This is a genomic window from Clostridium muellerianum, assembly GCF_012926525.1.
Lineage (GTDB): Bacteria > Bacillota > Clostridia > Clostridiales > Clostridiaceae > Clostridium_AM > Clostridium_AM muellerianum.
On sequence record NZ_JABBNI010000017.1, the window covers coordinates 84983 to 96037 of the forward strand.

At 28.9% G+C, this 11055-nt stretch carries 9 protein-coding genes; 7 read left to right on the top strand and 2 right to left on the bottom strand.

All coding sequences use genetic code 11. From position 1 onward, the window contains the following. The first annotated feature begins 5 nt into the window (after nt 1–5). The 3 genes from HBE96_RS10325 to HBE96_RS26275 are packed head-to-tail and all read left to right on the top strand — an operon-like array spanning nt 6 to nt 4840. Complete coding sequence (locus HBE96_RS10325; RefSeq protein WP_169297686.1) at nt 6–2675, top strand: DEAD/DEAH box helicase; 2670 nt, start codon at nt 6–8, stop codon at nt 2673–2675. Between the two features lie 4 nt (nt 2676–2679). Continuing rightward, a complete protein-coding gene (locus HBE96_RS10330; RefSeq protein ID WP_169297687.1) occupies nt 2680–4143 on the top strand; it encodes a PglZ domain-containing protein in 1464 nt (487 codons plus the stop codon). Next, a complete protein-coding gene (locus tag HBE96_RS26275; protein ID WP_243186893.1) occupies nt 4136–4840 on the top strand; it encodes a hypothetical protein in 705 nt (234 codons plus the stop codon). The genes HBE96_RS10330 and HBE96_RS26275 overlap by 8 nt, the downstream gene beginning before the upstream one ends. Nucleotides 4841–5147: 307 nt before the next feature. Here the strand turns inward: HBE96_RS26275 and HBE96_RS10345 are convergent, their stop codons facing one another. Together HBE96_RS10345 and HBE96_RS10350 are read right to left on the bottom strand one after the other, a co-directional pair. Continuing rightward, nucleotides 5148–5360, bottom strand: coding sequence for a hypothetical protein (locus tag HBE96_RS10345; protein WP_169297689.1), 213 nt, complete (start codon nt 5358–5360; stop codon nt 5148–5150). Then, on the bottom strand, nt 5338–5529 hold the full coding sequence (locus HBE96_RS10350; RefSeq protein ID WP_169297690.1) for a hypothetical protein: 192 nt from the start codon (nt 5527–5529) through the stop codon (nt 5338–5340). Before HBE96_RS10350 ends, HBE96_RS10345 begins: the two co-directional genes overlap by 23 nt. A gap of 340 nt (nt 5530–5869) precedes the next feature. On the opposite strand from HBE96_RS10350, the gene HBE96_RS10355 reads away from it, so the two are divergent. The 4 genes from HBE96_RS10355 to HBE96_RS10370 all read left to right on the top strand — a co-directional run bounded on the left by HBE96_RS10355 (nt 5870) and on the right by HBE96_RS10370 (nt 10973). Continuing rightward, nucleotides 5870–6160, top strand: coding sequence for a hypothetical protein (locus HBE96_RS10355; RefSeq protein ID WP_169297691.1), 291 nt, complete (start codon nt 5870–5872; stop codon nt 6158–6160). Between the two features lie 294 nt (nt 6161–6454). Further along, a complete protein-coding gene (locus HBE96_RS10360) occupies nt 6455–6970 on the top strand; it encodes a hypothetical protein (protein ID WP_169297692.1) in 516 nt (171 codons plus the stop codon). A gap of 170 nt (nt 6971–7140) precedes the next feature. Then, a complete protein-coding gene (locus HBE96_RS10365) occupies nt 7141–10110 on the top strand; it encodes a PD-(D/E)XK nuclease family protein (RefSeq protein ID WP_169297693.1) in 2970 nt (989 codons plus the stop codon). Between the two features lie 53 nt (nt 10111–10163). Next, nucleotides 10164–10973 carry a UvrD-helicase domain-containing protein gene (locus HBE96_RS10370; RefSeq protein ID WP_169297694.1) on the top strand — a complete coding sequence of 270 codons (810 nt, stop codon included), beginning with the start codon at nt 10164–10166 and terminating at the stop codon, nt 10971–10973. Nucleotides 10974–11055: the final 82 nt, after the last annotated feature.

The following is an 11055-nucleotide window of genomic DNA, read 5'->3' on the forward strand; positions in this document are numbered from 1 at the left end:
TAAATATGTATAATGTTGGAGATTTTGTTTTTGATAAAGCTACTCATGATAAAGTTCAGATTCTTGAACGGTTAGAAGTTTGGGGATATATTTCTTACAAGGTTTTTAATTCTTTAGAAGATAGAGTATACAAACTTACAGAAGAACAAATATATCCATTTTCAAGCAACCAAGAGATAGATGTTAATTATCTTAGATATATAACTTTGCTATCAAAAATCAAAAATGAAATCTCTACAGGTATATTATCTAATCTTTCAAATGGGGTTATACCATTGCCTCATCAAATGCATGTTTTAAATAGAGCTGTTTCAAATAATAATATCCGATATATATTAGCAGATGAAGTAGGGCTTGGAAAGACAATTGAAGCAGGTCTTATTATTAAAGAACTAAAAACACGTGGATTAATTAAGAGGATACTTATTGTATGCCCTAAAGGACTTGTAACCCAATGGGGACTTGAAATGCAAGAAAAGTTCGATGAAAAATTTTATGTAATATTGCCTGAAGATTACGATACAATAAAGAAATTAACAGATAGCGAGGAGGTATATTGTCAGTTTGATCAAGTAATTTCACCTATGGATTCAATAAAGCCGCTTGAAAGACGTGCAGGGTGGAGTGAAGAAAAGGTTATAAAATATAATGAAGAGAGAATTCATTCTATTATTAACAGTGGGTGGGATCTGATTGTAATTGATGAGGCTCATAGAGTTGCAGGTAGTTCTGGAGAAGTTGCAAGATACAAATTAGGAAGTTTACTAGCAGCAGCCAGCCCATATCTTTTACTTTTAACAGCTACGCCTCATAATGGGAAAACAGAGCCCTTTTTAAGATTAATTCGTCTTCTTGATGAAAAGGCTTTTCCTAATTTTAAGGCCATTGTTAAAGAACAAGTTGCACCATACATTATAAGAACAGAAAAACGTGAGGCTATAGATAATGCAGGGAATAAGCTATTTAAGAATAGAATTACAAAAGTTGTAGAACTAACTTGGGATGATAGGCATTCAATGCAAAAGAAATTATATGAGATTATAACAAATTATGTTTCTAAGGGATATAATAAAGCAATGCGTAATAGGGGAAAGTTTATGTGGCTAATATTCCTCCTAATTATGATGCAAAGATTAGTGACAAGCAGTACAAGTGCAATTAGGCAAAGCCTTGAGAAACGTATAAAGGTTTTAGAGGAACAGGATTTTAAATTAAATAATATTACAGAAGAAGAATTAGCTGAAATGGAAATTGAGGAAAATATAGAAGAAGCTATGAAGGCAATATCTTTAGATACAAAACAAGAAATTGCAGAGCTTTCAGAAATTATACAAGTAGCAAAGCAAGCAGAATTTCAATATTTAGATGTTAAGGTTGAACCACTTGTGGAAATAATTGACAATTTGTTTGCAGAGGATAAGGAACGTAAAGTTATTATTTTTACTGAATTTGTGACAACTCAAGATTATTTGAGTAAACTACTTGAAAATCAAGGGTATACAACTTCGTTACTTAATGGTTCTATGAGTATTGATGAAAGAAATATTGTACTTGAAGAATTTAAAAGTAAAACTAATATACTTATTTCAACAGATGCAGGAGGAGAAGGTCTAAATTTACAATTTTCTAATGTGGTTATTAATTATGATCTGCCATGGAATCCTATGAAAATTGAACAAAGAATAGGGCGTGTTGACCGTATTGGTCAAAAACGTGATGTTTTAATATATAATTTTATATTATCTGATACTGTAGAAAATAGAGTTAAGGATGTACTCGAACAAAAGTTAGCACTTATTTTAGAAGAAATAGGTGTTGATAAATATTCTGATGTTCTTGATAATGAACTGGCGGAGTTTAATTTTACAGATGCATATATGAAATCAATAAGTAATCCTAAGAATATAGATTTTAATGTTAGAAAAATAGAAGAAGATGTAAAAGTTCAGGTTAATAATGCAAATAAATTTAAGGATATCATACATGAAGAAAAAGATTTAACTGCGTTAATTGGAACTGGCTCAAATTTCGATATAGATACTGCCTTAATAAAGATGTTAACTTACTATGAAAATTATAAAGGTAATACGTATTTACCAATAAAGCATTTAAGTGTAAATGATAGTCAAATAATCAAGCACTTAAATGAAAAAATAGAATTTGCTTTTAGAGATGGTATTTTAGAAATTAATATTGAAGATTTTCCTAATGAAAAAGGATATTTTTCTCTTTGGGAAATTTCTCTAGGAGATAAACCACAAGCAAAAAAAATAATACCAGTATTTATTAATGAATCTTTTATTCTTAGACCAATGGCAGGTAAAAAAATATGGGATGAGTTTATAAGGACAGAATCAAAAATTAAAATTGGGAATATGATTACAATTGATGTAAGTGTATTTGAACATTTATCTGATATTACAAGAGAATTTGCATATAAAACTTTTTTGGAAATGAAGACTAGTTTTGAAAAGAAAAGTGAAGAAACGTATCGTAAATATTTATATGCTCTTGATTTAAGGCTTGAAGCTGCTGCAAATATAGGTATTGCGAATATAAGAATGCATAAGCTTAAGAATATATCAAAAGAAAAAGCTAATGTTGAAATACAGTACAAAAAAAGTATGCAAATATGTCCTGAGTTTAAGCCGATTTTTATGGCGTATTTGGAGTGATAAGATGTTTAGAGAATATTTAGTACAAAAATTAGGAGCATTATATGAGGACAAAATAATTATTTTTGATTTTGACAATATAAAAAATAGGTACAACTATGTAGAAATATTAGAAGAGTTCGGATTTAAAATAATATTTTATGATGATGCTACTCAGTTTAGAAATATTTATAACAATGATACAGCGTATTTTTACACAAGAGTGGCTATTATAGTTATATTAAAATGCTATGTTCCTTATGATGTATTAAAAAGCTTTTATAATGTGGAGATAAGTTGGAGTAGCTTATTTCCTGAGTTAAACAAGGAAGTTATATTAAATGATAAGTCATTAGATTTGGATTTGCTATATGGTGCTTATAGCGAACTTTATGAAAATCTACATATTTATGAAAAGACTATTGATTATGTAGTTCGAAGAGTTTATGGAAAAGAAAATGTACAGAATTATATTAATAAAATTGAGGAGAATTTATTAGCTTCAATAAGGGACCGGAGTTTGGATTACAAAGCATGGATAAAGGTTGCAGCTCAAAAAGGAAAAGCTGAATATATTGCTGCGCAATGTGGAGTAAATGTTAATTTTTCTTTTATTGATGATGAATTTAAGAAATTTATTATTAATGAATATAAATCTCTTTCAAGTATTACCTCAAGAGAATCACCTATAATGGTTAATCGAGTGTTGGACTATATTGCTAAATCAAAAGAAAAAGTAGCACTTATAGTTCTTGATGGAATGTCAGTGTTTGATTTTAATATTTTATCAAAAGGCTTTGAGAGTATTGACTATGAAGAAGATTATATCTATGCTATGATACCAACAACAACTGCAATATCAAGACAAAGTTTATTATCAGGAAAATTTCCTGTTCAATTAGAGAGGCCATTTGATTTAAGCAGAGAAGAAAAACAATTTCATGAAAAAGCAAAGGATCTAGGATATTTAGAAAAACAAGTTTTATATACTAGAGGATATAATATTCATATAGGTCCAAATATTAAGTTTTTAAGTGTAATTATTAATGATATTGATAATCTTGTCCATGGACAGATCCAAGGAAGAGAAGGCATGTATAATGATATAAATTTACTTGCGCATTCTAGGAAAATTCAGGAACTTATTAAGGAGTTATATTCTAAAGGATTTAATATTTATATAACTGCAGATCATGGCAATACTTTGTGTACTGGATTGGGTGCTATAAGAGGCGCTGGCGTGGAAGTAGAAACCAGATCAAAGAGAATGGTTATATTTAAGGATTTTGTAAGGAATAATGAGAATATAGATTCTTATGGTTTAATTGATTATCCTGGATACTACCTAGATAAACAGTATAAATACTATATATGTAACACAGGAACTTCATTTGATACAAAAGATTCTATGGTTATGACACATGGAGGAATTTCTATTGATGAAGTAATAGTTCCATTTATAAAGATAAAGGCGGTGCAAAATGGCTAAGATTGTAGGACTTTCAAGACCAATTAAGCTAGAATGGCTAAATAAGGCTGTTGACTTACTTAAGCAGGGCAAGTCAGAAGAAGAAATAAAAAATGAGTTAAATGAGTATTTATCCTTTGAAATTACAAGCCCAACAAATCTGAGAAAGACTAGAGAAATTTTAATGACAATTTGGATTAAAACACCAGATGAATTTGTGTCGATAAAAAAATTGGCTCTGGAACTTTATGATAATGAAAATGTAAATAAGATTCTTATTCATTGGTGTATGATTCTATTGACATATCCTGTATTTTTAGATGTATGTGCTTTAATTGGAAAATTAATAGACATACAGGAAACTTTCACTACTGCTTGGCTTAAGCAGAAATTGTTTGATATTTGGGGGGAGCGAACTACTTTACTACATTCTGTTGATAAAATGCTTCAAACCTTAAAATGTCTTGGTGTGGTAGAAAATCAGAAAAAAGGCGAATATAAGGCTTCTTTGATTGATATAAAAAATGAAAAAGCAGTAACGTTAATTTTATTAGCAATAATTGCAACAAATAGCAAAGCATACTATGAAATAGCTGAGTTATCTCAAGTGCCATATATGTTTCCATTTAGCTATAGTGTTTCTCATGAATTATTATATAGTTCTGATTTGTTTGTATTAAATAATTTTGGAGGAAAAGTTGTAGTTACAGGTGAATAATTGGCTTACATTAGCAGCAAAAACTGTTCCAATTTTTGTAAGGAATCAAGCCCTTTACAAAGATTGTAAATAAAACCAACATCACTCATAATTTATTAATAACAATAAATAATATACAATAGCAGTGTAACTTCTACTACTATTGTATCAATCCAATAATAAATAATTGACAAATTAAAAATGCCTACGGCGCCTGTTAAAAATGCCGTAGGCTTCTTAATTGTACTAAAATTAGGCTATATATTCAGAACATAAAATTAGACTACTCCTACAGTTTAAAACGTAGTTTTTTAAATTTTAATTTATATTATGAGTTAACAATATACTTAAGAACATCTTCAATATTTTCTAGAATATTAGATTTTACTATTCTTGTCACTTTAAGCATTGAAGTTGCTATTTCAAGTGATTCTTTAAAAAAATATACAAGTATATATGATATGAGTGCTGTATAAATCTGAACTTTAATGCTATTGTCATTGTATCCTATGCATTTCTTAATCTTTAAATTTTTCCTCATTTTCGTTAAAAGTAACAATTTTCCTATAAGTATTACGAGTATTATTTTTGCTATATCCAGTTCCTAGTGTAATTTCATAGTCAAATATAAGCTCATTATTAACATAAGTACTTCGGATTTCTTCAATACAAGTATTGGAATGTTGTCTTGTTATAAATTTAGCAATCAAAACTGTTCCAGTTTTTGAAAGGTAACAGGTACCTTTCAGAGATTGGTAGTGAAACGAGTAATCTCTGTTGTGTCTGAATCGTGCTTCTTAAAATGCTTATGATAATGCATTCAGACTTTTGTCATAGTCTTCTTTGCTTTATTAAGTTCTGATGTGAAATGATTAGCAAGCTCAGGGCGTTGTTAACAATTTGTTAATAAATTATTTTCATATTAGAAGAATGTAAGGGCTTAGAGGAAGCTGGATGGAATTTGGATAACATGAAAGCTTTGTGACATAAATAGGTCCACAAATGGTGGTATAATGAAATTGCTAAGTTTATATTGAAAGGAAGACAAAAATGGATATAAGTAATATGCCACCAGATACAGTGCTAACAGAAGAAATGTTTGATCCACAACAAGGTGAAAGATTCATGGCTATAGAGCATCATAAAAGCAAATTTAATGAGGTAATAAGAAGAAGTACAAAAGATCAACTTGAAGCATATAGAGTATATCGTAGAATTAAACATAGGGATAAAATTTTGGTTAGGGCAATGGTTACTTACTCTGATCTACCAAAACAATTTGGATATGATGTAGAGTTTATATTGGATTATGAAATAATTGAAATTTTAGAAGGTAGATAAATTACCTTCTTTTTTATTTTAGTTAATTTGTTCATATTACAAATATTATATTGGAAGATTTGCCTGTAAATTTGAATATTATTAAAGTATTGTGACGTAAATAAGGCCACAAAGGATGATACAATAAAATTGCTAATGACGTGTTGATAAATACTCTAAAATCTATACCAGGGATTAAAGGTAGAGATGTCTGATTTGAAAGATGTTATGAGTACAAGATTATAGCTTAAAGCACTTAATAGAAGAAATAATGTTTTATATCAGGTGGTTACTAGAAAAAATGGAGGGTTATATTTGAAGGAAAGATTTTATGCATATAATCATTTTAGAATAAACTATATGTTGTATAAAGAACAGGATAAGATATGTGCTGAAGTTGATAGAGAAATTGGTAATATTGATGTAGAACGTATTAAGTTTTATGGGGATACATATAAAAAAGCAGAAATTAATCTAAGAGAATGGTTTAAGCAGCAAACTAAAGATATACGTAAGATATTAAAAAAAGGATATAAAATTGAACCGTGTTATGAAGATGTATTTTATTTTATTAGGGAAAAAAATATAGGGTATCACATTACATCGATTAAAAACAGAAAAAGTATTCTAAAGAATGGCCTTATTCCAAATAAATATATGGATTTAGAAGTCTATAATGCAAGTGTAATATTAGATAAACTAAATAATCATCATAGTGATATATCTAAATCAAATTCAGTATACCTGCATCCTCAATTGGGTAATTGGATTGGTGAAGAGCAAGATGAAGAATTTAAAGATACTTACAAGGAAATATTAAAATATTATTAGGAAATTATAAAAAGTTTAATTTTTGAAACAAGGGATTTAATTTAGAAATTCATGCTATATTATTTCTAAAAGATTTATTAATTTTATAAGTTTCTATTTTTGGATAAAATTTAAACCAGGTTATAAAAAATTACAATAGTAATACGGAAATTCTAGGAAGGTGGCTCCTCATGGAAAGAATAGTTTATTTTGAACCTCTGTTTACAAAAAGAAGAGAAAAACTAGTTGAAAGTTGTGTAAAGCTTCAAAGACAAGGGAAAAACTTCATTTACCTTCTTCCTTCAAGAGAGGCAATAAAGGATGTAAGGTATTCTATAATTGACAGAAACTTCGGAATGATTAACTCTACTGTAATAATGTTTGACGAACTTGAAAGAATGCTTGTGGAAGGTGTAATAAGTAATGATAGGATTATTCATGAGGATTTTGAGGCTGTAATTATAGCAAGACTATTTAAGGAAAATAAGGATAAGCTCCTTTATTATAAAAAAGTGTTTAATAAGCATGGATTTATTGAAGAAACTAGAACCTTTATTAAAGTGTTAAAAAGACAAAATATATCCTCAGAAGAATTCATTAAGAGAATAAACAGCTTAAATGACTTGGAGGATTCTATTCTTAAAAGTAAGCTTCAGGATTTAAGTTTAATATATAAAGAATATACGGATATGCTGAAAAAGTATAACATATATGATGTGAATGACATATCGTTAAAAGCAGTGAAAACAGTAAAAGAAGGAAGAGGAAAAAAAGTATTTAACAAGACAGACAGTATAATTATAGATGGATTTATAAGTATAGATGAAGTAGATATGAAGCTTATTGAACAGATATGTGAGAAAAGCAATGTGAATTTATATGTAAATCTTTCTTTTAAAAATGCCTTAACTAAGGATATGCTGCAGGAGAAAATAGCTAATAGATTTGCTAATATGGGTTTTACTATAGAGGAATCCTTAGAAGAATTTTATGATGTAAATAAAGATATAAAATGCTTATGTGAAAACCTCTACTCTGGGAAAACAGTGGAGAAGGCTGAAGCTGTTACAATTAACAGTTATCCTTCTATTTCAGTAGAGGTAAGGGAAACAGCTAGAGATATAAAAAGACTTCTTTTACAAGAAGAAGCGGAAAATATAGCAGTGTTTGTAAACAATAAGGATGAGTATATGCCTCATCTGATCAGGATTTTTAGGGAGTTTAAAATTCCAATTGAGGTAGTAGATAATATGCCTATTTCTGCAGCTCAATTAGTTAGAAATACTATAAATGAAGTGTTTTTTGAAGAAGAAAATAAAACTGTAGGGCAGTGGATTGATTGTATCTGTGAAAAGATTCAGGATTACAGTTTAGAGATAGCTGAGTTAAAGAAAAAAGTTTTAGAAGAGTCTTTACCTATACAAGATATGATAGTTTTAAAGGGATATTTAGGCTTTGAAAGTTTTCTTGAAGGTTTGAAGAATAGTTTTAAGCTATGCGGGATGTTAGAGGACTTAATGCCAAAAGAAGATATAAAGGAACTTATAAGAAGTTCTGTTGAAAATACTCCTATGACTATAGAAAACACCAAAGCAGTAGGGGTAAAAGTATTAAATACAGATTTGGCTAGAGGTACTTTTTATAATCACGTATACATATTAGGATTAAATGAAGGAGAAATGCCAGCAGTATCACAGAGCAGAGGTATACTAAATGAGCAGGATATAAATAGTTTGATTAATCTTGATATTAGTTATAAGGATTATGAATTAGATCTTTTAAAGGAAAAAATAAGATTTAACTTTACCTTAAGTACAGCTAGAAAGGCTGTTACTCTATCTTTTAGAACTTCTGATGAGAAGGGCGGTTTTTCTATACCATCTTCCTTTATTCAAGAGGTGAAGTTTTTAACTGGAATAAACTACAGTAGAGCTCTTACTATGAGAGATAGATTTGAACTGAAGTTTAGTGATGTAATGTCTGAATATGAGTTAAAAGTAGTACTTCTTAAAAGTTTATTTGATAAATACTACAATGATGGAAAAGAATTATCCTATGAGGAGAAGCTTAATGTAATAAAAGCCTATGAGAAAGATGTGGAAAATTATATATATAAAGGCTTTGTTGAATATCATAAAAATAAGGAAGTAAACTTTAATAATTATGAAGGTATACTAGGAGAGAAGTTTGGTAGATTTTCAAAAAAGAATAAATTAAGTATATCAGCTATTAAGGATTATTTAGACTGTCCTTATTCTTTTATGGCAAATAGGATATTTAATTTATCTTATATCGAGGAGCTAGAAGATGAGTATAATAGCATGGAAATAGGAAATCTTTATCATGCTGTACTTTATTCCTATTATGATGGTTTATCAAATTATGAAGAGTTAGAAGAAGAAAGATTACAGGAGCTATTTGATATAGAACTTAAGAAGATGAGAAGTATTGATCAGGAGCCAGAGCAGTATGAGGAATTTTATAAGTGCGCTCATGAAAATCTGACGGAATTTATTAAGCTTGATTTAAAGAGATTTAAGGACTATGAAAAGAAAAGCAAAGGAAAGCTTTTAAGACCTGCTATACTGGAAAAGCTGTTTAAAAATACAGATTTATTTTCAATGGCAGTAGCCAGCAAGATTGATAGGGTAGATTTAGAGTATGAATTAAATGAAGGAGAATACATACCTACGGGCAGGTTTGTGATTTACGATTATAAAAAGAAAAATATACCTAAATTTGATAGTATTTTATCCATAAAGGACTGCCAACTTACTATATATTATCTTATTATTTTAGAAGAGTTAAAAAACATACCACAATTAAGAGATAAGACGTTAGAGTGTATGGCCTTATTGTATTTGAGTATAGAAGATAGAGGCAAAACTAAGTTAAATTATGAAGGGATTTATTTAGAAAAACATATGAAAAACTTAGGAATATCAAAGAAGTCACCTTTTGATAAAGAAAGCTTTTATGTTTTTATAAATTACGCAAAATCTACAATAGAAGAAACTATGGCAAAAATTAAAGCAGGTAAGTTTAACTATACTTTAGAATGCAGTGCAGTTTTGAATTCCTATGCTAACATCAGTTGTGAATTTAAAGAAATGTGCAGATACAATAAGTCTAAGTTAGTGAATATAGGCTTGAAAAATTAAGGATAACTTATAGATTTGTAAGGAGTTTCAGAAATTAAATAGGTGGTGGTTTTATGGAATTTAATCGTGAACAAAAAGAGGCTTTAAATATAGATAAGAATGTAGCACTTTCTGCTGGTGCTGGATCAGGTAAAACAAGAGTTTTAACGGAAAGATACTTAAGGTTATTAGAAAGCGGAATAGATGTAGCACAAGTTGTGGCAATAACCTTTACAGATAAAGCTGCACTGGAAATGAAAAATAGAATAAGGGAACAAATTGTTTTGAGAGTTGAAAAGGGTGAAAAAACAGTAGATTGGCAGAAGGCTTTAGATAAGCTGGAAAAGGCTAATATAAGTACAATACATAGCTTTTGTAGTAATATTGTGAAGGAAAACGCAGCATTGTTAGGAATGGATTTTAATTTTAAAATTATAAATGATGTTGACAGCAAAGAGTTTTTAAAGGATACAGCAGCCGAAGTATTAAAAAATTATTTTTCTAATGAGGAATACAGTGAAGAAGTTCAACTTCTAAATAATTTATTTGAAAATAAATATAAAGAAGAAAAATTTATAGAAGAAATCCTAAAGATAAGAGTAGATATATTGGAAAAGGGGTTGGCCTTTGAAGAGATAATTAAAAATGCAGCAGCTTCCATTGAGAAATTTGTATTAAAAATTATCTATGAGATAAATGAAATCTATAGGGAATACAAGTTGAAAAGAGATATGCTGGATTATACAGATCTTCAAACTAGAGCGGCAGAACTCCTAGGAATGAGAGAGTTAAGAGAAGCTTATAAAAAAAGATATAAGAGAATAATGGTAGATGAATTTCAGGATAGTGCGACACGTTGCGTAGTGAAAAGCTACGCCGCATAGAAATTAATATCAATTAAAGATAAATATATAATACCAAAGATTTGATAAATGAATAAAAACTCCTTATACTGGAATTAAACCA

Coding starts and splice junctions, on each gene's coding strand:
- HBE96_RS10325 (WP_169297686.1), top strand. CDS start 6: ATGTATAATGTTGGAGATTTTGTTTTTGATAAAGCTACTCATGATAAA.
- HBE96_RS10330 (WP_169297687.1), top strand. CDS start 2,680: ATGTTTAGAGAATATTTAGTACAAAAATTAGGAGCATTATATGAGGAC.
- HBE96_RS26275 (WP_243186893.1), top strand. CDS start 4,136: ATGGCTAAGATTGTAGGACTTTCAAGACCAATTAAGCTAGAATGGCTA.
- HBE96_RS10345 (WP_169297689.1), bottom strand. CDS start 5,360: ATGAGGAAAAATTTAAAGATTAAGAAATGCATAGGATACAATGACAAT.
- HBE96_RS10355 (WP_169297691.1), top strand. CDS start 5,870: ATGGATATAAGTAATATGCCACCAGATACAGTGCTAACAGAAGAAATG.
- HBE96_RS10365 (WP_169297693.1), top strand. CDS start 7,141: ATGGAAAGAATAGTTTATTTTGAACCTCTGTTTACAAAAAGAAGAGAA.
- HBE96_RS10370 (WP_169297694.1), top strand. CDS start 10,164: ATGGAATTTAATCGTGAACAAAAAGAGGCTTTAAATATAGATAAGAAT.